Origin of the sequence: Frigidibacter sp. (assembly GCF_030695035.1) — a bacterium.
Taxonomy (GTDB): Bacteria; Pseudomonadota; Alphaproteobacteria; order Rhodobacterales; family Rhodobacteraceae; genus Frigidibacter.
On record NZ_JAUYTT010000015.1, the window covers coordinates 16,016 to 38,373 of the forward strand.

Below are 22,358 nucleotides of genomic sequence, written 5' to 3' on the forward strand. Positions count from 1 at the left end.
CGGGGCGCATGTGAGGAGATTCAAATGTCGAAACCGATGACGAAAGCGCAGCTGGTTGCCGCTGTGGCCGAGGCTATGGGCTCGGACAAGAAAACCGCCACCGCCGCGCTGGACGCGATCGGAACGGTTGTTGCCGCTGAAGTGACCAATGGTGGCGCCGTGACCATTCCGGGCATTGGCAAGGTGGTCTGCAAGGCCCGCCCCGAGCGCCAGGTGCGCAACCCGGCCACCGGCGAGACCATGACCAAGCCGGCCGACAAGGTCGTCAAGGTGACCATCGCCAAGTCGCTGAAAGACATCGTGAACGGCTAAGCCGTTTGCCGAAGGTTATGTGAACGGCTGAGCCGTTCATTGCGGGGCTTGCGGCCCCGCACGCATTGGATAGGGTCGCGGTCCGGTCGGATTCGCGGCCTTTTCCGTTTGAGGTGCAGGCATGGATATCCGCGCGATCCTGATGGGGCTGGCCTTTGCCTTCATGTGGTCCTCGGCCTTCACCTCGGCGCGGATGATCGTGGCGGATGCGCCGCCGCTGACCGCGCTGGCGGCGCGGTTCCTGCTGTCGGGCGTGATCGCCTGCGGGCTCGCGCTGGCGATGGGGCAAAGCTGGCGGCTGAGCCGGGCGCAGTGGCGGGCGGTGGTGATCTTCGGGATCTGCCAGAACGCGCTGTATCTGGGCCTCAACTTCGTGGCGATGCAATGGGTGGAGGCGTCGCTGGCGGCGATCATCGCCTCTTCCATGCCGCTGCTGGTCGCGGGCTTCGGCTGGGCGCTGTTCGGCGACCGGGTGCGCCCGCTGGGGATCGCCGGGCTGGTGGCCGGGATGGCCGGGGTGGCGCTGATCATGGGATCGCGCCTGTCGGGCGGCACCGATCTGGGCGGGGTGGCTTTGTGCCTGCTGGGATCGCTGGCGCTGACCGTTGCCACGCTGTCGATGCGCGGGGCGACGGGCGGCGGCGGCAATGTGATGATGGTGGTGGGGCTGCAGATGTTCGTGGGATCGGCCGCGCTGGCCGTGGTGGCACTGGCGACGGAGCCCTTCGTGGTGAACTGGACGCCGCGGCTGGGGTGGGCGTTCCTTTACACGACGCTGGTGCCGGGTGTGCTGGCAACCTGGGTCTGGTTCCTGCTGGTGGGGCGGATCGGGACGGTCCGCGCCTCGACCTTCCATTTCCTCAACCCGTTCTTCGGCGTCGCCGTGGCGGCGGTGCTGCTGGGGGAACGGCTTGGCTGGGCCGATGTGATCGGCGTGCTGGTGATCGCGGGCGGCATTCTGGCGGTGCAGCTGTCGCGGCAGGCGGACAGGCCGGCCGCGTAGCCTGCCCGCCAGAACCGATCCCGATCAGGCCGCTTCGTGCAGGGCCGCTGCGTCAGAGGTCTTTGTCCGCGCCGCCGCCGGGCGGGCCATACAGCGCGCGACCCAGTCGCGGATCAGCGGATCGTCGGGCGTCGCCTCCTGAAACCAGGCATAGGGTGAGTGGCACAGCAGATCGGCGGCGCTGTAGCTGTCCCCCAGCAGCCACGGGCCCCGTTCCAGCGCGGCGCGCAGCCGGGCCACAACCTCGGGATGGCCGCGAAAGGTGGCATGCAGATGCGGATGGCTGAGGCCCGCGGCCTGCAGCACCAGCACCGGCTCCATCACGTTTCCATACCAGAACAGCCAGGTCAGGTAGGTGCCATAGCGCGGATCGTCGGCCTTGGGGGCCAGCCCCGCCTCGGGGAACAGGGTGGTCAGGTAGAGGATGATCGCGGCGGTTTCGGTGATGAGCGTGCCATCGTGCATGAGGGCGGGCACCTTGGCTTCGGGATGCGGGTTGGCGGCATCCGGCATGCCGCTGCCATCCATGCGCGGGATGGTGACGGTGTGGATCTTCACCCGGTCCTGCAGGCCCATCTCGTCAATCAGCGTGACAAGGCGGGAGGAGCGGGACTGGGGCGCGTGGAACAAGGTGAGCATCTGGGTTCTCCATGGTTGAGGCCCATGGTATGGCTGGGTCCTCCTGTCAGAACCTGTCAGCATCATGTCCCGATCCGACCGCCTGTTCCGCCTGCTCGATGCCCTGCGCCGGCTGCCCGCGCCGGTGACGGGCGCACGGTTGGCCGAGGAGACCGAGGTGTCGCCCCGCACGCTCTACCGCGACATCGCGGCGCTGCGGGCGGGCGGGGCGCTGATCGACGGGGCGGCGGGGGTTGGCTACAGGCTGACCGAAGACCCGGCTTTGCCGCCGCAGATGTTCACGCGGCTGGAGGTCGAGGCGCTGGTGCTGGGGCTGGCCGAGGTGCGGATGGCGGGCGATCCGGCGCTGGTGCGGGCGGCGGAACTGGCGCAGGCCAAGATCATCGCCACGCTGCCCGAGCGGGTGCAGCGGCAGGCGCTGCATGCCGTGCAGCAGATCTACCGCTTCGAGCGGCGGGCGGTGCCGCCGCCGCATCTGGCCCTGATCCGCGAGGCCTGCTGGGAGGAGCGGGCGCTGGACATCCGCTATACTGATCGGGAGGGCGGCGTCACCGCCCGTCGTATCCTGCCGCTGTCGGTGGTGTTCCTCGACCGCAGCCTGATGCTGCTGGCCTGGTGCTGCCTGCGCGAGGATTTCCGGCGTTTTCACATCGGGATGATGGCGGAGGTCACGCCGACCAGTGAGAGCTTCCGCCCGCGCAGGGTGCCGATGCTGCGCGATTTTCACGCGCAGCTGCGGCAGGGGCCGCGCGTTTAGCCGATCTGGCCGCGCACTCCGCCGGTCTGGCCGCGGTCGAGCAGCAGGTGGTCGAGCAGCACGCAGGCCATCATCGCCTCGCCCACCGGAACGGCGCGGATGCCGACGCAGGGATCGTGGCGGCCCTTGGTGATGAGGTCGGTTTCCTTGCCCTCCACCGTGATCGTGCGGCGGGGGGTGAGGATCGAGGAGGTCGGCTTGACGGCGAAGCGCACCACGACCTCCTGCCCGGTGGAGATGCCGCCAAGGATGCCGCCGGCGTGGTTCGACAGGAACAGCGGCTTGCCATCGTTGCCCATGCGGATCTCGTCGGCGTTATCCACGCCGGTCAGCATCGCGGCGGCCATGCCGTCGCCGATCTCGACTCCCTTGACCGCGTTGATCGACATCATCGCGGCGGCAAGGTCGGTATCCAGCTTGCCATAGACCGGGGCGCCAAGACCGGCGGGAACGCCGCTGGCCACCACCTCGATGATGGCGCCGACGGAGTTGCCGGATTTGCGCAGCCCGTCGAGATAGGTGGCCCATTCGGTCGCCGCCTGCGCGTCGGGCACCCAGAACGGGTTCTGCGCGATCTGGGTGGCGTCGAACCGGGCGCGGTCGATCCGGTGCGGGCCGATCTGCACCATGTAGCCGGTGATCGCCAGATCCGGCACAAGCGCTGCCAGTGCCGCGCGCGCCACGCCGCCCGCCGCCACCCGCGCCGCGGTTTCCCGCGCGCTGGAGCGGCCGCCGCCGCGATAGTCGCGCAGCCCGTATTTCTGGTGATAGGTGATGTCGGCATGGCCGGGGCGGAAGGCCTGCGCGATCTCGCCATAATCCTTGGACCGCTGGTCGGTATTCTCGATCATCAGCTGGATCGGGGTGCCGGTGGTCAGCCCGTTGAAGACGCCCGACAGGATGCGCACCTGATCGGGCTCCTGCCGCTGGGTGGTGTACTTGTTCTGGCCGGGTTTGCGCCGGTCGAGCCAGTGTTGGAGCATGCCTTCATCAATCGCCACGCCGGGGGGGCAGCCATCGACCGTGGCGCCAAGTGCGGGCCCGTGGCTTTCGCCCCAGGTGGTGACGCGGAACAGGTGGCCGAAGGTGTTGAGGCTCATGATGCGGGCTCCCTTTGCCCGGGGCATAGCGGGGCGGGGGAATCGGCTCAAGACATTTCGGCTTGCGCGGCGGGCGGGCGTGGCTATGGTTGCCCCCACCTCGGGGTGCCCTGCGTGCAGGGCTGAGATGCGCAAGCGAACCCGTCGAACCTGAACCGGTTAAGACCGGCGGAGGGAAGGTGGATGATATGTCTCCTGTCCTTGCTCCGCCCGCCTGGCCCTTGGAGGATGACATGAGACATTTTCTGATTGCCGCGGGTATCCTTTCGGCCAGCCTCGCGGCTGCCGATGATGCCCCCGCAACGACCAAACCCGTGCTTGTTGTGTACGCCCCTGACTACTTCGGCTCCGAATGGGGCCCCGGCCCGCAGATCGAGGCGGATTTCGAGGCGATCTGCGCGTGCGATCTGCAGTTTTCCACCGGCGATGTGCTGGGACGGCTGATGATCGAGGGCGCCGCGACCGAGGCGGATGCGATCATCGGGCTGAACACCGATGCCACCGCACGCGCCCGGGCAACGGGCCTGTTCGTGCCGCATGGGCAGGACACGTCGGACCTGACGATGCCGGTGGCGTGGCAGGACGAGGTGTTCCTGCCCTTCAACTGGGGCGAGACGGCCTTCGTCTATGACGAGAGCCGCCTGCCCAACCCGCCCGCCAGTTTCGAGGCGCTGCTCGATGCGCCCGAAAGCCTGAAGATCGTGATCCAGGACCCGCGCAGTTCCGGCTCCGGCCTCGCGCTGCTGCTGTGGGTGAAGGCGGTCTATGGCGATGAGGCGCCCGAGGTTTGGGCGCGTCTGAAGCCGAAGATCCTGACCGTGACCAAGGGCTGGTCGGAAAGCTATGGCATGTTCACCGCCGGTGAGGCGGATATGGTGATGTCCTACACCACCTCGCCCGCCTATCACCTGATCGCGGAAGAGGACGCCACCAAGAAGGCCGCGATCTTCCCCGAGGGGCATTACTTCATGGTCGAGCTGGCGGCGCAGCTGGCGGGCAGCGATCAGCCCGAACTGGCGCAAGCGTTCATGGATTTCATCCTGTCGGACACGTTCCAGTCGAAGATTGCCACCGGGAACTGGTCCTACCCCGCGAGGCTTGACCCTGCGCGGCTGCCCGAAGGGTTTGCGGCGCTGCCGCGGCCCGGGAAGACGCTGTTCTACACGGAAACCGAGGCCGAGGCGCTGCGCGCGCCAGCCCTCGCCGAATGGCTGGAGGTGATGAGCCAATGAAACGTTCCCTGATCGCATTGGCGCTTGTCGCCACCCCCGTCGCCGCGCAGGACCGCCCGGTGCTGACCGTCTACACCTATGACAGCTTCACCGCCGAATGGGGCCCGGGCCCGCAGGTGGAGACCGCCTTCGAGGCGATCTGCGAGTGCGACCTGCGCCTCATCGCCGCCGGCGATGGTGCGGAACTGCTCTCGCGCCTGCGGCTGGAGGGGGAGCAGACCGAAGCCGATATCGTGCTGGGGTTGGATACCAACCTGACGGCGGCTGCGGCGGAAACCGGGCTCTTCACCAACCATGCGCTTGGTGAGCGGGATTATGACCTGCCGGTGATCTGGGACGATCCGATGTTCGTGCCCTATGACTGGGGCTATTTCGCCTTCGTCTATGACAAGACCCGCCTGCCGGAGCCGCCTGCGAGTTTCGAGGCGCTGGCGGCGAGCGACATCAGCATCGTCATCCAGGACCCCCGCGCCTCTACCCCCGGCCTCGGGCTGTTGCTGTGGGTGAAGGCTGCCTACCCGGACCGTGCGGGCGAGATCTGGGAGGCGCTGGCCGACAATATCCTGACCGTCACCCCCGGCTGGACCGAGGCCTATGCGCTGTTCATCGAGGGCGAGGCGGATATGGTGCTGTCCTACACCACCTCACCCGCCTATCACCTGATCGCGGAGGGCGATGACAGCAAGGCCGCCGCCTCCTTCACCGAAGGCCATTACCTGCAGGTGGAGGTCGCGGCCCGGCTTGCCTCGACCGATGAGCCGGATCTGGCGGACCGCTTCCTGGCCTTCATGGTCAGCGAGGAGTTCCAGAAGGTGATTCCCGAAACCAACTGGATGTATCCGGCGGTAACGCCGCCCGGCGGGCTGCCCGCAGGGTTCGACACCCTGATCACGCCGGAACGGGCGCTGATCTACCCGGCGGGCGAGGCGGCGCTGATCCGGGGTGAGGCGCTGGCCGAATGGCAGACCGCGCTGTCGCGCTGAGCGGGCGTTTTGGCACGGCGCTTGGCCTCGCGGTGGCGGGGCTGGTGCTGTGCCTGACGCTGGGAACGCTGGCAGCCGTCGCCTGGCGGGCCGAGGCGGCAAGCGGGCTTGGCCCGGCCGATTGGGCGGCGGTGCGCTTTACCCTGTTGCAGGCGGCGCTGTCGGCGACGATTTCCGTGGTGCTGGCGGTGCCGGTGGCGCGGGCCTTTGCGCGGCGGCGGTTCCGGGGGCGCAGCGTGCTGATTGCGCTGCTGGGGGCGCCGTTCATCCTGCCGGTGATCGTGGCGGTGCTGGGGCTGCTGGCGGTGTTCGGCAGGTCGGGCCTGCTGAATGACGCCCTGCGCGCGGTGGGGCTGCCCGAGGTCAGCATCTACGGGTTGCAGGGCGTGCTGGTGGCGCATGTGTTCTTCAACCTGCCGCTGGCGACGCGGCTGATCCTGCAAGGCTGGGCGGCGATCCCGGCGGAACGCTTTCGGCTGGCGGCGAGCCTTGGGCTTGGCGCGGGCGAGGTGGGCCGGTTCCTGGAGCGCCCGATGCTGCGCGCTGTGCTGCCGGGGGCCTGGGTGGCGGTGTTCGTGGTGTGCCTGACCAGCTTTGCCGTGGCGCTGACGCTGGGCGGCGGGCCGGCCGCGACCACGGTGGAGCTGGCGATCTATCAGGCCTTCCGCTTCGACTTCGACCTGTCGCGCGCGGCGCTGCTGGCGGCGGTGCAGTTCGCGCTGTGCCTTGCCGCGGGCGGGTTGGCGGCCCGGGTGGCGCGCCCGGCGGGGTTCGGCGCGGGGTTGGACCGGCCGGCGGATCGCTGGGACGGAGCCAGCGGCTGGCTGAAGGCTCAGGACGTGGGGGTGATCGCGCTGGTGTCGGTCTTCCTGCTGCTGCCGCTGGCGCTGGTGCTGCTGCGCGGGGTGCCGCAGGTGGGGGCGCTGCCGGGGTCCGTCTGGGCGGCGGCGGTGCGGTCGGTTGCGGTGGCGCTGGCCTCCACCGCGCTGTGCGTGGCCCTGGCACTGCCGCTCGCCATCGCGGCCACCGGGCGCGGCGGGCGGTGGATCGAGGCGGCGGGGATGCTGGGCCTTGCCACCTCGTCACTGGTGCTGGGAACGGGCCTGTTCCTGCTGCTGCGCCCCTGGGTGCGGCCCGGCGATCTGGCGCTGCCGGTGACGGTGCTGGTCAATGCGGTGATGGCCCTCCCCTTCGTGCTGCGCGCCCTGCTGCCGGCGCTGCGCGATCTGCAGGCGGGCTATGGGCGGCTGTCTGCCTCGCTGGGGCTGCAGGGCTTCGCGCGGCTGCGGCTGCTGACCCTGCCGCGGCTGCGCGCGCCGCTGGGGTTCGGCGCGGGGCTGGCGGCGGCGCTGTCGATGGGCGATCTGGGGGTGATCGCGCTTTTTGCCGATCAGGGGACCGAGACGCTGCCCTTGCAGCTCTACCGGCTGATGGGCGCCTACCGGATGGACGATGCGGCCGGGGCGGCAGTGCTGCTGCTGGGGCTGAGCCTCGGGCTGTTCTGGGTGTTTGACAGGGGAGGGCGCGGCCATGCTGGTCTTTGAACGCGCGCGGATCGTGCAGGGTGATTTCTCGATGGCGGCCGATTTCGCGGTGCCGGAGGGCGCGCGGGTGGCGGTGATTGGGCCATCCGGCGCGGGGAAATCGACCTTGCTGGCGGCGGTGGCGGGGTTCATCCCGCTGACCGAGGGGCGCATCCTCTGGGAGGGGCAGAATCTGGCACCGCTGGCTCCGGGGGCGCGGCCGCTGTCGATCCTGTTTCAGGACCAGAACCTGTTCCCGCATCTGACGGTGCTGCAGAATGTCGGCCTTGGCCTTCGCCCCGATCTGCGGCTGGACCGCGAACAGCAGGCCCAGGTTGCGGCAGCGCTGGAGCGGGTGGGGCTCGATGGCCTCGGCGCGCGCCGCCCCGCCCAGCTGTCGGGCGGCCAGCAGGGCCGCGTGGCACTGGCGCGGGCCCTGCTGCGCGCCCGGCCCCTGCTGCTGCTGGACGAGCCCTTCGCGGCGCTTGGGCCCGCGCTGAAGGCCGAGATGCTGGACCTCGTGGCCGAGATCGCCGCCGAAACCGCCTCCACAGTGCTGATGGTCAGCCACGAGCCCGCCGATGCCCGCCGCTTCGCGCCGCTGTCGGTGCTGGTGGCGGACGGGCGGGCGGAGCCGCCTTTGCCGACCGGCGCGCTGCTGGACAATCCGCCGCCCGCCCTCGCCGCCTATCTCGGCCAATGAAAAGCCGCCCGGCGGCATCCCGCGGGCGGCTTTCCCATTCTTGCTGGCCTAAATGTCCCGGGGGTCCGAGGGCAGCGCCCCCGGCCTCTCCCCCGGCGATCAGGCCAGTTTCTTGCCCTTGACGTTTGCCCAGATGCGCTTGTTCGTCAGGTACAGCAGCACCGACAGCAGACCCAGGAACAGCACGGCGACGAAGCCGACCTGCTTGCGCGCCATCATCTTCGGCTCCGCCGTCCACATCAGGAAGGCGGCCAGATCCTCGGCCATGTGATGCGCGGTCGCCTCATGCCCGTCGGCGTAGGTCACCAGATCGTCCGACAGCGGCGGCGGCATCGAGATCCAGCCACCCGGGAAGGCGGTGTTCTCGTAGAACAGGGTGCCGGCTTCCTCTTTTTCGTTGCCGGTATAGCCGGTGAGGACCGCGACGATGTATTCCGGGCCGCCGATGCCGTTCAGCAGCTGGCTGATCCCGGTGCCATAGGGCCCGTGGAACCCGGCGCGGGCCTTGGCCATCAGCGACAGGTCCGGGCCCATGCCCATGCCGGTGACGGTGGGGAAGTGGTCCGTCGGCTTGCGCGGGCGGGTGTCGTCCAGCTCGGCATCGAAGATGTCGAACTGTTCGGCATAGGCGCGGACCTGATCTTCGGGCAGGTTGGGCCCGCCCTCATCGGCCAGCGACCGGATCGGCACGAACTTCATCCCGTGGCAGGCAGAGCAGACCTCGGTATAGACCTGAAGGCCGCGCTGCAGCTGGAACTCGTCGAAAGTGCCGAACGGCCCCTCGAAGCTGAACGAGGTGTCTTCCATATGGCCTTCGGCGCCGGCGGCAAGGGCCGCGCCGCCGAACAAGGTGCCCGAGAGCGCCAGGGCCGAGAGGGCGGAGAGTGCGAGTTTCCTCATCATCTTGGCTGTCCTTTCCCTCATTCGGCCGCGACGGTCTTGGTGCCGCCGGTGTTCGGAGAGTAGTGGGCGTTGAAGTCTTCCTCGATCGTCGCGGGCGGCGTCAGCGGCTTTTCGATCACCCCCAGCAGTGGCAGAAGCACGAGGAAATAGGCGAACCAGTAGGTCGAGCCGATCAGCGAGATCCAGGGATAGATCCCCTCGGTCGGCATCGAGCCGACCCAGGTCAGCACCACGAAGTCGATCACCAGCAGCGCGAACCACCACTTGAACATCGGGCGATAGCGGCCCGAACGCACCGAGGAGGTATCGAGCCAGGGCGCCAGCGCCATGACCGCGATGGCCCCGAACATCGCCACCACGCCGAAGAACTTGGCGTCGACGATGCCGAAGGTGACGAACTGCACCAGCTGCACCAGCCAGACATCGGCGGTGAAGGCGCGCAGGATCGCGTAGAAGGGCAGGAAGTACCATTCAGGCACGATATGCGCCGGGGTCGAGAGCGGGTTCGCCTCGATGTAGTTGTCGGGGTGGCCGAGGTAGTTGGGCATGAAGCCGACGATGGCGAAGAAGACCATCAGGATCACGGCCAGCGCGAAGAGATCCTTCATCACGAAGTAGGGCCAGAACGGAACCGTGTCCTTCTCGGCTTCGGCCTTCGAGGTGCGGCGCACGTCAACCCCGGTCGGGTTGTTGTTGCCGGTGGTGTGGAAGGCCCAGATGTGGACGGCGACCAGCGCCGCGATCACGAAGGGCAGCAGGTAATGCAGCGAGAAGAAACGGTTGAGCGTGGCGTTGTCGACCGCCGGGCCACCCAGCAGCCAGGTTTGCAGCGGCTCGCCGATGCCCGGGATGGCGCCGAAGAGGCCGGTGATGACGGTAGCGCCCCAGAAGGACATCTGGCCCCAGGGCAGAACGTAGCCGAGGAAACCGGTCGCCATCATCAGCAGGTAGATGATCATGCCGATGATCCACGTCACCTCGCGCGGGGCCTTGTAGCTGCCGTAGAACAGGCCACGGAAGATGTGCAGGTAGACGGCGATGAAGAACAGCGAGGCGCCGTTGGCATGGATGTAGCGCAGCATGTAGCCGCCGTTCACGTCGCGCATGATATGCTCGACCGAGGCGAAGGCCATGTTCACATGCGGGGTGTAGTGCATCACCAGCACGATGCCGGTCACGATCTGCAGGACGAGGCAGAAGGTCAGCACGATGCCCCAGATCCACATCCAGTTCAGGTTCTTGGGCGTGGGGATCATGATGGTGTCATAGAGCAGCCCGACGATCGGCAGGCGCTTGTGAAGCCATTTCTCGGGGCCCGACTTGGGCTCGTAGTGGTCGTGCGGGATACCAGCCATAGGTGCGCTCCTCAGCCCAGCAGAATAGTGGTTTCGTCGGAAAACTGCGCGGTCGGGACCGGCAGGTTCTCTGGCGCGGGACCTTTGCGGATACGGCCGGAGGTGTCGTAATGCGAGCCGTGGCAGGGGCAGAACCAGCCGCCGAAGTCGCCGGCGCCGTTGCCGATCGGCACACAGCCGAGGTGGGTGCAAACCCCCATCATCACCAGCCATTCGCCGGCTTCGTCCATCGAGCGGTTCACGTCCGAGGCATCGGCATCGGCGGGCGCGTTGGCGTTGCGGGCAAGGCGGTCGATCATGTCGGGGGCAGTGTCTTCCGACCGGGCACGTTCAATTTCCTCGGGCGTGCGGCGGCGGATGAACACCGGCTTGCCGCGCCATTTGACGGTCAGCTGGGTGCCGGTCTCGACACCGCTGATATCGACGAAGATCGAGGACAGGGCCTGAACGTCGGCAGAGGGGTTCATCTGGTTCACCAGCGTCCAGCCCGCCGCGCCCGTGGCGATGGCTCCGGCGCCGGCCGTGGCGTAGTAGAGAAAATCTCTGCGGGTGCCTGCGTGGTCTTCTGCGTGGGACACGTGTGTTCTCCCTTCCCTGGCCGCGGACAGGGCCAAATACGGTGATTGGGCCACGGTTTGCGCAGCCTTATGGGCCGGTGTTTAGCGGCCAATCCGGGGCCAGTCCAGCGGACAATCAGGCGCAGGCAGGCAGCGCGGCGCGGCTGTTGCAAGTGGATGACTCCCGGGCGGGGAGCGGGTCAGGCGGGCGGCTGTGTTGCCTGCATCGATGCGCGCGTCTCGAAAGCCGCGTACCAGCCGGCGAGGGTTTCGCGGCCGGCGCGCCAGTCGCGGGGGGCGTGGCGGAAGTCGAGATAGGACAGCGCGCAGGCGACAGCGATCTGGCCCATGTCCAGCGCCGGGCTTTCCAGATGCGCCATCCAGCGGTCTTGCAGCGTGTCGAGGGCGCGGGCGATCTTGGTCCATTGGCCATCGTCCCACGGGGCGAAGCGCTTGTCTTCAGGGCGAATTTTCTCTTCATACACCATCAGGATCGCCGCATCGAGGATGCCGTCGGCGGTGGCTTCCAGTACCAGCGTGTCCCACAGACGCTCGCCTTCCTGGTAGAGGCCGGCGTTGGCGCGGGTATCCAGATACCGGCAGATCACCCGGCTGTCATAGAGGGCGCGGCCGTCCGCCAGCTCCAGCGCCGGGATCTTGCCAAGCGGGTTGTGCATCAGGGGCATGGAGCCGGGATCGACGGGATTGCCAGAGGCGGGGATCAGCGTCACGTCGGCGGATTGGCCGGTTTCGAGCAGCAGGACCATGACCTTGCGGACATAGGGCGAGGTGGGGGAGTGGAAGAGGCGCATGGGGGATCCGTTCGCGGGAGGGATTGCGGACGGATGCTAGGGGCGCGGGGCGGGCGTGTCCATCGCTGGTGGGATGGGATGGGCGAAACGGGGTGCAAGCCTTTGGGAAGGCTAGATTTCAGGATACAGAAATCATGCAGAACCCGTATGTATGTTATGCATACGATTTGCGGCCGCGCCTCGCCGCCTCAGGCCAGAAGCTGCGTGCCGTTCTGGCCGGTGATCGCGGCCGTGAGGATGGTGCCTTCGGGCTGGTCCGCGCTGAAGGCGACCTCGGTGAACTGTTCGGTACGGCCCATGCGGGGGCCTTCGGTGAGGATGAGGTGGCGGCGGCCTTGCTGGGCCTGCAGGTGCCCGGCGAGGCGCGCTTGCCCCGCCGCGCGCAGGCGGGCGGCGCGGTCCTTGATCGCCGGGCCGCGGACCTGCGGCATCCGGGCGGCGGGGGTGCCGTTCCGGGGGCTGAAGGGGAAGACGTGCAGGAAGGTCAGCCCGCAATCTTCCACCAGCTTCAGCGAGTTCTCGAACATCGCCTCGGTCTCGGTCGGGAAGCCGGCGATGATGTCGGCGCCGAAGACCATGTCGGGGCGCAGGCGCCGGGCCTCTTCGCAGAAGCGGATCGCGTCGTCGCGCAGGTGGCGGCGCTTCATGCGCTTCAGGATCATGTCATCCCCGGCCTGCAGCGACAGGTGCAGATGCGGCATCAGCCGGGATTCGGTGGCGACGGCGAGCATCAGGTTGTCGTCCGCCTCGATAGAGTCGATGGAGCTGATCCGCAGGCGGGGCAGGTCCGGCACCAGCCGCAGGATGCGCATCACCAGATCGCCGAGGCGCGGCGTGCCGGGCAGGTCGGCGCCCCAGCTGGTGAGGTCGACGCCGGTCAGCACCACCTCGTTGAAGCCGCGGCCCACAAGGCGCTTGATCTGCTCGATCACCACGCCGGCGGGGACTGAGCGGGAATTGCCCCGGCCGAAGGGGATGATGCAGAAGGTGCAGCGATGATCGCAGCCGTTCTGGACCTGCACATAGGCGCGATGGCGTCCGAAACCGTCGATCAGGTGGCCGGCGGTTTCCTTGACCGACATGATGTCATCGACGCGGATCTTCTCGGTGTCGCCGATCAGGTCGGGGGCGCGAAGGTTTGCCCAGGTGCTCGCCTGCATCTTTTCGGTATTGCCGATGACGCGGGCGACCTCGGGCATGGCGGCGAAGGTTTCGGGCTCTGTCTGCGCGGCGCAGCCGGTGACGATGATGGTGGCGCCGGGATGGGCGCGGGACAGGCGGCGGATTTCCTGCTTGGCCTTGCGCACCGCCTCTGCCGTCACGGCGCAGGTGTTGACCACGACCGCGTTTTCCACGCCTGCGGCGGCCGACAGCTCTTTCATCGCTTCGGTTTCATAGGCGTTGAGGCGGCAGCCGAGGGTGGCAAAGACGGGCGGGTTCATGCGTGGCGGGCCAGAAAGTCCGGCGTCAGCCAGCCGTCGAAGACATGGGCGGTGGGGCCGGTCATCCAGACGCCATCCTCGCGCCAGTCGATCTCCAGCGTGCCGCCATCGACATGCACGGTGACGCAGCGGCCGGTGAGGCCGCGGCGGGCGGCGGCCACGGCAGCGGCGCAGGAGCAGGAGCCGGAGGCGAGGGTGATGCCGGTGCCCCGTTCCCAGATGCGCAGGCGGATGGCATCGTGGGAGAGGACCTGCACGAACTCGACATTGGTGCGCTGCGGGAAGAGCGGGTGATGCTCGAAGGCCGGGCCTTGGGCGGCAAGGTCAACGGCTTCGGCATCGGCCACGAAGAAGGTGCAATGCGGGTTGCCCATGCCGGTGCCGACCGGATCGCCGGGAATCGGCAGGTGCAGGGTGTCTGTCGGCGCGGCCAGTGGGATCTGGTCCCAGTCCAGCATCGGCGCGCCCATGTTGACGCGGGTGAGGCCGCCCCCGGCATCCTCGGCCGTCAGCAGGCCACGCTCGGTGCGCAGGGTCAGGGCGGGGAGCGCGGTTTCGTCCATCAGGTAGCGGGCGATGCAGCGGGTGGCATTGCCGCAGGCGGCCGAGAGCGAGCCATCGGCGTTGTAGAAGGTCAGGCGTACATCGGCGGTATCATCAGTCTCGATCACCGCAAGCTGGTCGAAGCCGACGCCCATGTGACGGTCGCCAAGTGCGCGCGCCAGCGCTGCCGTCACCGGCAAAGTGCGGCGGCGGGCGTCGATCACCACAAAATCGTTGCCTAGCCCGTGCATCTTCATGAACGGCAGGCCCTGCGGGGCGGATGAGTCCTTCATGGCGCGCGATATACGCGGGCGCCGGGGTTTTTGCCAGTGCCGCGATGTTTGCGCGGATTTTCCGCTTGACCGCACCGGGCGAGCTTTCTAAGTAGGCGCCCTGTCGGGCCTGTCGCCCGGTCGGGGTTCCGGCCGTGCTGCAGGGGTTTTGCCAAGGGTCAAGTGATTGGCCCGGCTGGGGAAACAGCCCGTATCGGGACGGTGAGGGCGGGTAGCTCAGTTGGTTAGAGCACGTGACTTTTAATCATGGGGTCGAGGGTTCGAATCCCTCCCCGCTCACCAGTCTCGGATAGGTTCAATCAGATCATAGGGGTGGACGCCCTCAGCTGCCCTGAAAGCGGCGCCGGGCTTCTTGCTCGATGGCGAGTCGCAGCTGCAGGTCGGCGAGTTTGGCCAGTTCAGGGGCGCGGGCGTCGCCAGTCAGGCCTTGCAGGATGCGCATCTGTTCCTCGATGGCCTTGCGCAGCTGGATCTCGCGCGGCAGGGCGCCCGCCTCGGCCATGATGCGGAAGCCGACGGCTTCGGTGCTGGCATCTGCGCTGGCCAGCGGCTTGCCGGCGCCCTTGAGATTGTCCAGTTGCCCCTCGGCCTGAGCCTTCAGGATCTGCCGTTCCGCAAGGGTTGAGAAGCGCATGGGCCTGTCCTTTCGCGGGCGGTCGTGGCGGCCGCTGTGGAGGGATATAATCACCGGCTGTTGCGGTGCAAGGAAGGCGGGGGCTGATGGCCTTCGGTCAGTCACCGATCGCTGCAATCACCCTGATCTCGACCAGCGCACCTTCCCGGCGCAGGCCGGCGACCTCGACCGCCGTCCAGGCCGGGAAAGGGTCTGTGACGTAGTTGGACCGGACTGCGCAGAAGCTGTCGAAATGGGTGCCCAGGCCGATATGGTAGCTGGTCATCTCGACGATGGAGTCGAAGCCGAGCCCAGCCTCGCGCAGCACCGCGCCGATCTTGTCGAAGGCCTGGCGGAACTGGTCTTCGGGGTTGGCGGGCATGGTGCCGTCGGGGCTGCTGCCGGTCATGCCGGTCACGAAGACATGGGTGCCGGAGAGGATGCCGGGTGACAGCCTGAGCTGGTCCGCCGTGGTGCGGTTCCCGCCGGGAAAGAGTGCTGTCCGCGCCATGTGCCCCTCGCAGGTTTGGTGAGGGGTCAGAATGTCCGGGCGGGGTGGGCGCGTCAATCGGCCTCTGGCGCGTGGCAGCAGATGCAGAGCTTGTTGCCGGAAGGATCGCGGACATAGGCGCCGTAATAGGCCGGGTGGTAGTGGGGGCGCAGGGCCGGGGCGCCCTCGTCCGTTCCGCCGGTGGCGAGGGCGGCGGTGTAGGCTTGGTCCACGAGCGCGCGCGTGGGGGCGGCAAAGGCGAGCATCTGGCCATTGCCGGGGGCGGCGGGCTGGCCGTCGAAGGGCGCGGTGACGATGAAGAGCGGGCGGTCGGCGGTGGCGGGTTTCCAGCCGGCCCAGTGTTGGTCCGCGAATTTGCGGTGATGGCCGAGGAGGGACAGCACCGCGTCGTAGAAGGCGAGGCTGGCGGGCAGGTCATCGGTGCCGAGGGTGGTGTGGGAGAACATGGGGTGGCCTTGTGGGGTGTGCAGAGCAGGAGGCTAGACGGGTCTTTTGGCGGGGGCCAGAGGCGGCGCTGTGGACGCAACACCCATCGGCGCGAGCGGGGCTGGCGCCGGGGGTTTTCCACCCCCGGACCCCCGGAGGATATTTGGACCAAAACGATTGGGGAGGGGGCGGCGTGCGGGACTGCGTGGTCTTGACGCCGCCCCGCGCGCTGGCATTGTCGGGCGCGTGACATGCGGAGGAGGACGCCATGCCCACAGTCAGCCCGCCTGCCGAGCCCGAGGCCGACCCGCGCGTGAGGGCGGTGTTCGACGATATCAGGGCGACGCGGGGCAGCGATTTCATCAACAACTTCTGGCTCTATCTGGCCTTCGACGCCGATCTGCTGGCGGCGACATGGGCCGAGGTGAAGGGGGTCATGGCGGCACCTTCGGCGCTGGACCCGAAGGTGAAGGAGATGATCTATGCCGCGGTGTCGGCGGCGAATGCCTGTGACTACTGCGTGCATTCGCATCTGGCGGCGGCGCGGGCCAAGGGGATGACCACGGCGGAGCAGGCGGACCTGTTCCGGGTGGTGGCGCTGGCCGGAAAGACCAACCATCTTGCCAATGCAATCCGTCCGCCGGTGGACCCCGTATTCGTGCAAGGGATCGATACCAAGAGGGAGAGAGACGAATGACAGACCACGCCTATGCGATGGCGGCGCGGGCGCCCGGGGGCAGCGACATGTTCCACAAGGTGGCGATCACCCTGCCGGAGCCGGGGCCGGGGCAGGTGCGGATCCGCCATACCGCGGTCGGGGTGAACTTCCTCGACGTCTATTACCGCGGCGGCAGCTATCCTTGGCCGGTGGAGGCGGATCTGGTCACAGGCTCCGAAGGCGCGGGCGTGGTCGAGGCGGTGGGCGAAGGCGTCACCGAGTTCGCGGTGGGGCAGCGGGTCGCCTATACCACGCCGAACGGGGCCTATGCCACGCACCGGCTGCTGGACGCGGCGCTGCTGGTGCCGCTGCCGGATGACATCCCGGACGAGATCGCGGCGGCGGTGATGCTGAAGGGGCTGACGGCGCAGTATTTGCTGCACCATTCGTTCCCGGTGGAGCCGGGGCAGACGGTGCTGGTTCATGCCGCGGCAGGGGGCGTGGGCCTGATCGCCGGGCAATGGCTGGCGGCGAAGGGCGTGCGCGCCATCGGCACCGCAGGCGGGCCCGAGAAATGCGCGCTTGCCTTGCAGAACGGCTATGATGCGGTGATCGACTACCGCGCGCAGGATTTCGTGACCGAGGTCGGCACGCTGACCGATGGCAAGGGTGTGGCGGTGGTCTATGACAGCGTGGGCCGCGACACGATCATGGGCTCGCTGGATGTGCTGCAGCGCTTTGGCACGCTGGTGAGCTTCGGACAATCGTCGGGCGCGCCGGACCAACTGAAGATCAAGGATCTGACCAAGGGGTCCTACCGGCTGACGCGGCCGACGCTGTTCCACCATGTCGCGCGGCGGGGCTGGCTGCTGCAGGCCTCGGCGGATCTATTCGGGATGATCCGGTCGGGCAAGATCGTGATCCGCATCGACCGGACCCTGCCGCTGACAGAGGTGGCCGAGGCGCATGACGGACTGGAGGGGCGGCGCACCACCGGCTCGACGGTGCTGATCCCGTAGGGCTCAGCCCGGCTCCTCGCCGGTCAGCAAGACCTTCAGATCGCGCAGCACCGCCTGATTGCCTGCGGGATCGCGGCGGGGGTTGGTCAGTTTTTCATGGACCAACCCCTCGCAGGCCACAAACACGATGGCGCCGCGCCGCGGATCGGGGCAGCGGGCAAAGAGGGCGCGGAGTTCGGCGCGGAAGGCCAGCACCGGCTCCATGAAGGCGGGGTCTTCGAGCATGGCGGCGAAGATGCCACTGGCGCCGGCGGGGGGCGTGCAGATCTCGTCGCTGAGAACATCCAGATAGCAGCAGGCGGCGGGCAGCGCGGGCGCGGAGCCCGCCAGCGCGCCGGGGGCGCGCGCCTCCAGTTCGGCCCGCACCCGGGCGACATTCTCGGTGACCAGCGCCCGCAGCAGCGCATCGCGGGACGGGAAGTGATAGAGCAGGCCGCCCTTGGACACGCCGGCCCGCGCCGCAACCGCATCGAGCGAGAGGCTTGATGCGCCCTCGTCACAGGCTAGGTCCCCGGCGGCGTCCAGCAGGCGCTGGCGTGTGGCCGCTGGGTTGCGGGTGCGTGGTTTTGTCACTGGAGTCGATCCTCCCCGATTGACTTTACCGTCTGGACGGTACAGTTGTTGCCGCGAAATTGAAAGACTCAACTGCGACGCATCTTTGCCGCCGGGTTCTCAGGAGACTAGAATGGTTAAGCGCATCGTCATCGCCGTGATCCTGCTGGGCCTGATTGTTGGCGGGATCGTCGGGTTCAATCTGTTCCGTGACAAGATGATTACCCAGTTCTTCGCCGGGATGACCCCGGCCCCGGTGGCCGTGTCGGTGACCGAGGCCGAGCCGATCACCTGGACCCCTGGGCTGGAGGCGGTGGGCACCGCGCTGGCCGCGCAGGGGGTGGACCTGTCGGTGGAGGCTGCGGGCGTGGTGCGCGAGGTGCTGTTCACGCCGAACCAGCAAATCAGCGCTGGCGACCAGCTGGTCCAGATCGACGACCGGATCGAGCAGGCCGACCTTGCCGCGGCGATTGCCGGGCAAGAACTGGCCGAGACCGAGCTGACGCGCAGCCGCACCTTGCAGGAGCGCGGCGTGAGCACGGCGAACACGCTGGATACGGCGGAGGCGACGGCGACCGAGGCCCGCAGCCGGGTGCAAAGCCTGCGCGCGGTGCTGGAGCAGAAGCAATCGGTTGCGCCCTTTGACGGGGTGATCGGGATCCCGCGGATCGAGGCGGGGGAATATGTGACCCCGGGCACGATCTATGCGACGCTGCAGGATCTGGACAGCATGAAGGTCGATTTCTCGCTGCCCGAACAGGAAGCGGGGATCGTGCAGATCGGGATGCCGGTGACGGTGTCCTCCGAGGTGGGCGGCGTGACCGCGATGGGGAAGGTGATCGGCATAGAGCCGAAGATCGACCCCAACTCGCGGCTGGTGACAGTGCGGGCCGAGGTCGAGAACCCCGAGGGACAGATCACCCCCGGCCAGTTCCTGCGGGTGCGGGTCGAGCTGCCGGTCGAGGAGGGCGTGATCGCCCTGCCGCAGACTGCCGTCAGCTCCAACCTCTATGGCGATTCGGTGTTTATCGTGCGCGCGGCAACGGCTGCGGATGAGCCCGAGCGGGTGGAGCAGGTGTTCGTGACGCTGGGTCGGCGGACGGGCAGCGTGATCGAGATCCGCGATGGCGTGAAGGCGGGCGACCGCGTGGTGAATGCCGGGCAGAACCGGCTGAGCGGCAATGCTGCGGTGACCATCGACAATACCGTGGCGCCGGTGGCTGCCGTGGATCCGGCGCCGGGCGAAGGCGCCGCGGCCGAGAGCGACGCGGCGGCCGAAGCCGCGCCTGCGGCAAGCGAGTGAGGACAGAGCGGTGAACTTTTCCGAGATCTTCATCCGGCGGCCCGTGCTGTCCACGGTGCTGGCGGCCTTCATCCTGTTGCTGGGGTTCCAGGGGCTGCTGAGCCTGCCGGTGCGGCAATATCCCGAGGTCGAGGAAACCGTGGTGACCATCACCACGATCTATGCCGGGGCCTCGTCTGACCTGATCCAGGGCTTTGTGACGGCGCCGATTGCGGCAGCTGTCGCCACCACCGAGAATATCGACTACATCAGCAGCCAGTCCACGCCCTCGGCCTCGGTCGTGTCGGTGCATATGCAGCTGGGGGCCGACCCGGATGTGGCGCTGACCGACGTGCTGTCGAAGGTGCAATCGGTGCGCGGGCAATTGCCCGAGGATGCCGATGACCCGGTCATCGTGAAGGGCACGGGGCAGCAGTTTGCGCTGATGTATCTGGCGGCGATCAACCCGAACATGACCGCCGAGCAGCTGACCGAATATCTGGAACGGGTGATCCGGCCGCGGATGTCGACCATCGAGGGCGTGGCCGAGATCGAGGTGATCGGGGCCGCGAACTATGCGATGCGGGTCTGGATTGACCCGCTGAAGCTGGCGGCGCGCGGGGTAACCGCCTCGGAAGTGGCGCAGGCGATCCAGGCGTCGAACTTCCTGGCGGCGCCGGGCAAGACTGAGAACGAATTTTTCGCCCATGCGATCACCCTGCAATCCACATTGCAGACGCCCGAGGCCTTTGGCGCGCTGCCGCTGTCTGGCAGCGGCGATCAGGTGGTGCGGCTGCGAGATGTGGCCGAGATCGAGCTGGCTTCGGAGGACGGGGCCGAGATCGTGACGTTCAATGGTCAGTCGGGCACCTTCATCGGCGTCTATCCGACGCCGGCGGCCAACCCGCTGGATACCGCCGCGGCGGTAATAGACGAATTGCCCGCGATCAACGATGCGCTGCCCGAGGGCATGACCATCGAGATGGTCTACGATTCGACCGAGACGATCAGCGCTTCGATCAAGGAAGTGTTCAAGACCATCGCCGAGGCGGTTGCCATCGTGGTGGTGGTGATCTTGCTGTTCCTCGGCTCTTTCCGGTCGGTGCTGATGCCGATTGTGACGATCCCGCTGTCACTGATCGGGGTGGGCGCCGTGCTGATGGCGCTGGGCTATTCGATCAACCTGCTGTCGCTGCTGGCGATGGTGCTGGCCATCGGTCTGGTGGTCGATGACGCCATCGTCGTGGTCGAGAACATCCACCGGCACATCGAGGATGGCATGACGCCCAAGCGCGCCGCCATCAAGGGGATGGAGGAGATCACCGGGCCGGTCATCGCCATGACGATCACGCTGGCCGCCGTGCTGGCGCCGCTGGCCTTTACCGGCGGGCTCACCGGGGCGCTGTTCACCGAATTTGCCTTCACGCTGGCCGGGTCGGTGATCCTGTCGGGGGTGATCGCGCTGACGATCACGCCGATGATGGCGGCGCGGCTGCTGAAGCACGGGCAGACCAGCAAGTTCCAGCGGATCGTGGATGGCTCCTCGGACCGGCTGGCGAACTGGTATGAGCGGCGGGTGTCGTCCTCGCTGAACTACCGGCCGGTGACGCTGCTGATGGTGGTGGCGCTGGTGGGCGCGACGGCGTTCATGTTCACCAAAACCTCCAGCGAGCTGGCCCCGGATGAGGATCAGGGCGCGATGTTCGCCTTCCTCAACGGGCCGCGCTACGCGACCAAGGAGTATACCGCGCTTTATACCGACCAGATTTCGGGCCTGACCTCGGAGATCCCCGAGGTGAATACCGAATTCTCGATTGCCGGCTTTGGCGGGCAGAGCAACACGGGCATTTATATCTGGGTGCTGGATGACTGGGCCGACCGCGACCGCAGCCAGGCCGAGGTGCAGGCCGAGATTCAAGGCAAACTGGACGGGGTGGCCGGGATCCAGGGCTTTGTCTTTGCGCCGCCGACGCTGCCGGGGACCGGGGGCGGGCTGCCGATTTCGATGGTGATCCAGTCGATCCACGCGCCCGAGCGGGTGGTGGAGGTCGCCGAAGAGATCAAGGCCAAGGCGCAGGCCAGCGGCAAGTTCATCGTGGTGCAGAACTCGCTGGCCTTCGATGCGCCGCAAGTGCGGGTGACGATTGACCGCGAGCGGGCGGCGAGCCTGAATGTGCCGATCTCGGAAATCGGTTCGACACTGGGGCTGCTGGTCGGGGGCGGCGCGATCTCGCAGTTCGACCGCGATTCCAACAGCTATGACATCATCACCCAGGTGCCGCGTGAATACCGCGAGAACCCGGCCAGCCTTGGCCAGTTCTTCGTGCGGGCGGCGGATGGGGCGATGGTGCCGCTGTCCTCGGTGGTGACGATCTCGACCGGGGTGACGGCTGCGTCCATCGAGCAGTTCAACCAGCTGAACTCTGCCACCATCACCGCGCTGCCGCTGCCGGGGGTGTCCACCGGCGAGGGGCTGCAGGAGATTGTCGCGGTGGCCGAGGCGGCGCTGCCGGACGGGTTCTTCATCGAGTATTCCGGCCAGTCGCGGTTGGAAGTGGCGCAGGGAAACACCATCGTGATCGCCTTCGCGGCGGCGCTGGTGGTGATCTACCTTGTGCTGGCGGCGCAGTTCGAGAGCTTCCGCGACCCGTTCATCATCCTGATGTCGGTGCCGCTGTCGATCTTTGGGGCGATCCTGCCGCTGAACCTCGGGCTCGGCACGCTGAATATCTACACGCAGGTGGGCCTGATCACGCTGATCGGGCTGATTACCAAGCACGGCATCTTGCTGGTAGAGTTCGCCAATCAGCAGCGTGAGGAGCACGGGCTGACCAGGCGGCAGGCGATCATTGCGGCCGCCAAGGTCCGGTTGCGACCGATCCTGATGACCACCGCCGCGATGGCGCTGGCCGTGGTGCCGCTGATCCTCGCCGAGGGCGCCGGGGCGGCGGCGCGGCAGGCGATGGGGATCGTGATCTTCTCGGGCCTGATCATGGGCACGATGTTCACGCTGTTCGTGGTGCCGATGTTCTACACGCTGATCTCACGCTCTGACGGCGCTTTCGCGCTGGAGAAGCTGCAGCACGAGGCCGAGGCGCAAGGCCGCGCCTGAGCAAGGCCGATCTGCGAAACCGCCGCGG

General features: G+C 67.6%; 23 protein-coding genes, 1 tRNA gene and 1 riboswitch. Of the genes, 12 read left to right on the forward strand and 12 right to left on the reverse strand.

Annotation, left to right across the window (positions count from 1 at the left end; translation table 11 throughout):
- Window positions 1-24: 24 nt before the first annotated feature.
- Both Q8S30_RS15490 and Q8S30_RS15495 read left to right on the forward strand, forming a co-directional pair.
- Window positions 25-312 carry an HU family DNA-binding protein gene (locus Q8S30_RS15490; RefSeq protein ID WP_161346423.1) on the forward strand — a complete coding sequence of 96 codons (288 nt, stop codon included), beginning with the start codon at window positions 25-27 and terminating at the stop codon, window positions 310-312.
- A 121-nt stretch (window positions 313-433) separates the two neighbouring features.
- Window positions 434-1,315, forward strand: a complete 882-nt coding sequence (locus Q8S30_RS15495) for a DMT family transporter (RefSeq protein WP_305666930.1) — start codon at window positions 434-436, stop codon at window positions 1,313-1,315.
- 24 nt (window positions 1,316-1,339) lie between these two features.
- Here Q8S30_RS15495 and Q8S30_RS15500 read toward each other — a convergent pair whose 3' ends face one another.
- Entirely contained in the window at window positions 1,340-1,954 is a 615-nt protein-coding gene (locus tag Q8S30_RS15500) for a glutathione S-transferase family protein (RefSeq protein WP_305666931.1), read from the reverse strand.
- Between the two features lie 64 nt (window positions 1,955-2,018).
- On the opposite strand from Q8S30_RS15500, the gene Q8S30_RS15505 reads away from it, so the two are divergent.
- Window positions 2,019-2,711, forward strand: a complete 693-nt coding sequence (locus tag Q8S30_RS15505) for a YafY family protein (RefSeq protein WP_305666932.1) — start codon at window positions 2,019-2,021, stop codon at window positions 2,709-2,711.
- On the opposite strand, the gene aroC is transcribed toward Q8S30_RS15505, so the two are convergent.
- A complete protein-coding gene (gene aroC, locus Q8S30_RS15510) occupies window positions 2,708-3,811 on the reverse strand; it encodes a chorismate synthase (protein WP_305666933.1) in 1,104 nt (367 codons plus the stop codon). The two genes, Q8S30_RS15505 and aroC, sit on opposite strands and share 4 nt — an antisense overlap.
- Before the next feature lie 91 nt (window positions 3,812-3,902).
- Window positions 3,903-4,005, forward strand: a riboswitch (TPP riboswitch).
- A 39-nt stretch (window positions 4,006-4,044) separates the two neighbouring features.
- Between aroC and Q8S30_RS15515 the strand changes: the two genes are divergently transcribed.
- From Q8S30_RS15515 to Q8S30_RS15530, 4 genes are read left to right on the forward strand one after another with little or no spacing between them, the layout of a single operon-like run.
- On the forward strand, window positions 4,045-5,043 hold the full coding sequence (locus Q8S30_RS15515) for a thiamine ABC transporter substrate binding subunit (protein ID WP_305666934.1): 999 nt from the start codon (window positions 4,045-4,047) through the stop codon (window positions 5,041-5,043).
- A complete protein-coding gene (gene thiB / locus Q8S30_RS15520) occupies window positions 5,040-6,026 on the forward strand; it encodes a thiamine ABC transporter substrate binding subunit (protein WP_305666935.1) in 987 nt (328 codons plus the stop codon). Before Q8S30_RS15515 ends, thiB begins: the two co-directional genes overlap by 4 nt.
- Entirely contained in the window at window positions 6,002-7,570 is a 1,569-nt protein-coding gene (locus tag Q8S30_RS15525; RefSeq protein ID WP_305666936.1) for a thiamine/thiamine pyrophosphate ABC transporter permease ThiP, read from the forward strand. The genes thiB and Q8S30_RS15525 overlap by 25 nt, the downstream gene beginning before the upstream one ends.
- Window positions 7,557-8,252 (forward strand): ATP-binding cassette domain-containing protein, encoded by a 696-nt coding sequence (locus Q8S30_RS15530; protein WP_305666937.1) that lies wholly within the window; start codon window positions 7,557-7,559, stop codon window positions 8,250-8,252. Before Q8S30_RS15525 ends, Q8S30_RS15530 begins: the two co-directional genes overlap by 14 nt.
- 99 nt (window positions 8,253-8,351) lie before the next feature.
- Here Q8S30_RS15530 and Q8S30_RS15535 read toward each other — a convergent pair whose 3' ends face one another.
- The 6 genes from Q8S30_RS15535 to dapF form a co-directional block, all read right to left on the reverse strand.
- Entirely contained in the window at window positions 8,352-9,155 is an 804-nt protein-coding gene (locus Q8S30_RS15535) for a cytochrome c1 (protein ID WP_305666938.1), read from the reverse strand.
- A gap of 17 nt (window positions 9,156-9,172) precedes the next feature.
- Window positions 9,173-10,510 carry a cytochrome b gene (gene petB, locus Q8S30_RS15540; RefSeq protein WP_305666939.1) on the reverse strand — a complete coding sequence of 446 codons (1,338 nt, stop codon included), beginning with the start codon at window positions 10,508-10,510 and terminating at the stop codon, window positions 9,173-9,175.
- Window positions 10,511-10,521: 11 nt separating this feature from the next.
- Window positions 10,522-11,088, reverse strand: coding sequence for a ubiquinol-cytochrome c reductase iron-sulfur subunit (gene petA / locus Q8S30_RS15545; RefSeq protein WP_305666940.1), 567 nt, complete (start codon window positions 11,086-11,088; stop codon window positions 10,522-10,524).
- A 179-nt stretch (window positions 11,089-11,267) separates the two neighbouring features.
- Window positions 11,268-11,879, reverse strand: a complete 612-nt coding sequence (locus tag Q8S30_RS15550; RefSeq protein ID WP_305666941.1) for a glutathione S-transferase — start codon at window positions 11,877-11,879, stop codon at window positions 11,268-11,270.
- Between the two features lie 188 nt (window positions 11,880-12,067).
- Window positions 12,068-13,321 (reverse strand): tRNA (N(6)-L-threonylcarbamoyladenosine(37)-C(2))-methylthiotransferase MtaB, encoded by a 1,254-nt coding sequence (gene mtaB, locus Q8S30_RS15555; protein ID WP_305666942.1) that lies wholly within the window; start codon window positions 13,319-13,321, stop codon window positions 12,068-12,070.
- Complete coding sequence (gene dapF / locus Q8S30_RS15560; RefSeq protein ID WP_305666943.1) at window positions 13,318-14,157, reverse strand: diaminopimelate epimerase; 840 nt, start codon at window positions 14,155-14,157, stop codon at window positions 13,318-13,320. The genes mtaB and dapF overlap by 4 nt, the downstream gene beginning before the upstream one ends.
- 205 nt (window positions 14,158-14,362) lie before the next feature.
- Between dapF and Q8S30_RS15565 the strand changes: the two genes are divergently transcribed.
- A tRNA-Lys gene (locus tag Q8S30_RS15565) sits at window positions 14,363-14,439 on the forward strand.
- Window positions 14,440-14,479: 40 nt separating this feature from the next.
- Here the strand turns inward: Q8S30_RS15565 and Q8S30_RS15570 are convergent.
- The 3 genes from Q8S30_RS15570 to Q8S30_RS15580 all read right to left on the reverse strand — a co-directional run bounded on the left by Q8S30_RS15570 (window position 14,480) and on the right by Q8S30_RS15580 (window position 15,727).
- On the reverse strand, window positions 14,480-14,791 hold the full coding sequence (locus tag Q8S30_RS15570) for a DUF1992 domain-containing protein (RefSeq protein WP_305666944.1): 312 nt from the start codon (window positions 14,789-14,791) through the stop codon (window positions 14,480-14,482).
- Between the two features lie 97 nt (window positions 14,792-14,888).
- Window positions 14,889-15,281 carry a RidA family protein gene (locus Q8S30_RS15575; protein WP_305666945.1) on the reverse strand — a complete coding sequence of 131 codons (393 nt, stop codon included), beginning with the start codon at window positions 15,279-15,281 and terminating at the stop codon, window positions 14,889-14,891.
- Between the two features lie 53 nt (window positions 15,282-15,334).
- Window positions 15,335-15,727 (reverse strand): VOC family protein, encoded by a 393-nt coding sequence (locus tag Q8S30_RS15580; RefSeq protein WP_305666946.1) that lies wholly within the window; start codon window positions 15,725-15,727, stop codon window positions 15,335-15,337.
- Window positions 15,728-15,975: 248 nt separating this feature from the next.
- Here Q8S30_RS15580 and Q8S30_RS15585 point away from each other — a divergent pair, with 248 nt between their 5' ends.
- Together Q8S30_RS15585 and Q8S30_RS15590 are read left to right on the forward strand one after the other, a co-directional pair.
- Window positions 15,976-16,404: a carboxymuconolactone decarboxylase family protein gene (locus Q8S30_RS15585; protein WP_305666947.1), complete on the forward strand. Its 429-nt coding sequence runs from the start codon at window positions 15,976-15,978 to the stop codon at window positions 16,402-16,404.
- Window positions 16,401-17,384 (forward strand): quinone oxidoreductase, encoded by a 984-nt coding sequence (locus Q8S30_RS15590; RefSeq protein ID WP_305666948.1) that lies wholly within the window; start codon window positions 16,401-16,403, stop codon window positions 17,382-17,384. Before Q8S30_RS15585 ends, Q8S30_RS15590 begins: the two co-directional genes overlap by 4 nt.
- Window positions 17,385-17,387: 3 nt before the next feature.
- On the opposite strand, the gene Q8S30_RS15595 is transcribed toward Q8S30_RS15590, so the two are convergent.
- On the reverse strand, window positions 17,388-17,957 hold the full coding sequence (locus Q8S30_RS15595; RefSeq protein ID WP_305666949.1) for a TetR/AcrR family transcriptional regulator: 570 nt from the start codon (window positions 17,955-17,957) through the stop codon (window positions 17,388-17,390).
- Window positions 17,958-18,069: 112 nt separating this feature from the next.
- Here Q8S30_RS15595 and Q8S30_RS15600 point away from each other — a divergent pair, with 112 nt between their 5' ends.
- Both Q8S30_RS15600 and Q8S30_RS15605 read left to right on the forward strand, forming a co-directional pair.
- Entirely contained in the window at window positions 18,070-19,239 is a 1,170-nt protein-coding gene (locus tag Q8S30_RS15600) for an efflux RND transporter periplasmic adaptor subunit (RefSeq protein WP_305666950.1), read from the forward strand.
- 10 nt (window positions 19,240-19,249) lie between these two features.
- A complete protein-coding gene (locus tag Q8S30_RS15605; protein WP_305666951.1) occupies window positions 19,250-22,330 on the forward strand; it encodes an efflux RND transporter permease subunit in 3,081 nt (1,026 codons plus the stop codon).
- The last annotated feature ends 28 nt before the right edge of the window (window positions 22,331-22,358 follow it).

Coding starts and splice junctions, on each gene's coding strand:
- Q8S30_RS15535 (WP_305666938.1), bottom strand. CDS start 9,155: ATGATGAGGAAACTCGCACTCTCCGCCCTCTCGGCCCTGGCGCTCTCG.
- Q8S30_RS15575 (WP_305666945.1), bottom strand. CDS start 15,281: ATGGCGCGGACAGCACTCTTTCCCGGCGGGAACCGCACCACGGCGGAC.
- Q8S30_RS15505 (WP_305666932.1), top strand. CDS start 2,019: ATGTCCCGATCCGACCGCCTGTTCCGCCTGCTCGATGCCCTGCGCCGG.
- Q8S30_RS15495 (WP_305666930.1), top strand. CDS start 434: ATGGATATCCGCGCGATCCTGATGGGGCTGGCCTTTGCCTTCATGTGG.
- mtaB (WP_305666942.1), bottom strand. CDS start 13,321: ATGAACCCGCCCGTCTTTGCCACCCTCGGCTGCCGCCTCAACGCCTAT.
- Q8S30_RS15580 (WP_305666946.1), bottom strand. CDS start 15,727: ATGTTCTCCCACACCACCCTCGGCACCGATGACCTGCCCGCCAGCCTC.
- thiB (WP_305666935.1), top strand. CDS start 5,040: ATGAAACGTTCCCTGATCGCATTGGCGCTTGTCGCCACCCCCGTCGCC.
- Q8S30_RS15490 (WP_161346423.1), top strand. CDS start 25: ATGTCGAAACCGATGACGAAAGCGCAGCTGGTTGCCGCTGTGGCCGAG.
- Q8S30_RS15500 (WP_305666931.1), bottom strand. CDS start 1,954: ATGCTCACCTTGTTCCACGCGCCCCAGTCCCGCTCCTCCCGCCTTGTC.
- Q8S30_RS15600 (WP_305666950.1), top strand. CDS start 18,070: ATGGTTAAGCGCATCGTCATCGCCGTGATCCTGCTGGGCCTGATTGTT.
- Q8S30_RS15530 (WP_305666937.1), top strand. CDS start 7,557: ATGCTGGTCTTTGAACGCGCGCGGATCGTGCAGGGTGATTTCTCGATG.
- Q8S30_RS15515 (WP_305666934.1), top strand. CDS start 4,045: ATGAGACATTTTCTGATTGCCGCGGGTATCCTTTCGGCCAGCCTCGCG.
- Q8S30_RS15585 (WP_305666947.1), top strand. CDS start 15,976: ATGCCCACAGTCAGCCCGCCTGCCGAGCCCGAGGCCGACCCGCGCGTG.
- aroC (WP_305666933.1), bottom strand. CDS start 3,811: ATGAGCCTCAACACCTTCGGCCACCTGTTCCGCGTCACCACCTGGGGC.
- petB (WP_305666939.1), bottom strand. CDS start 10,510: ATGGCTGGTATCCCGCACGACCACTACGAGCCCAAGTCGGGCCCCGAG.
- Q8S30_RS15550 (WP_305666941.1), bottom strand. CDS start 11,879: ATGCGCCTCTTCCACTCCCCCACCTCGCCCTATGTCCGCAAGGTCATG.
- Q8S30_RS15590 (WP_305666948.1), top strand. CDS start 16,401: ATGACAGACCACGCCTATGCGATGGCGGCGCGGGCGCCCGGGGGCAGC.
- dapF (WP_305666943.1), bottom strand. CDS start 14,157: ATGAAGGACTCATCCGCCCCGCAGGGCCTGCCGTTCATGAAGATGCAC.
- Q8S30_RS15570 (WP_305666944.1), bottom strand. CDS start 14,791: ATGCGCTTCTCAACCCTTGCGGAACGGCAGATCCTGAAGGCTCAGGCC.
- Q8S30_RS15525 (WP_305666936.1), top strand. CDS start 6,002: ATGGCAGACCGCGCTGTCGCGCTGAGCGGGCGTTTTGGCACGGCGCTT.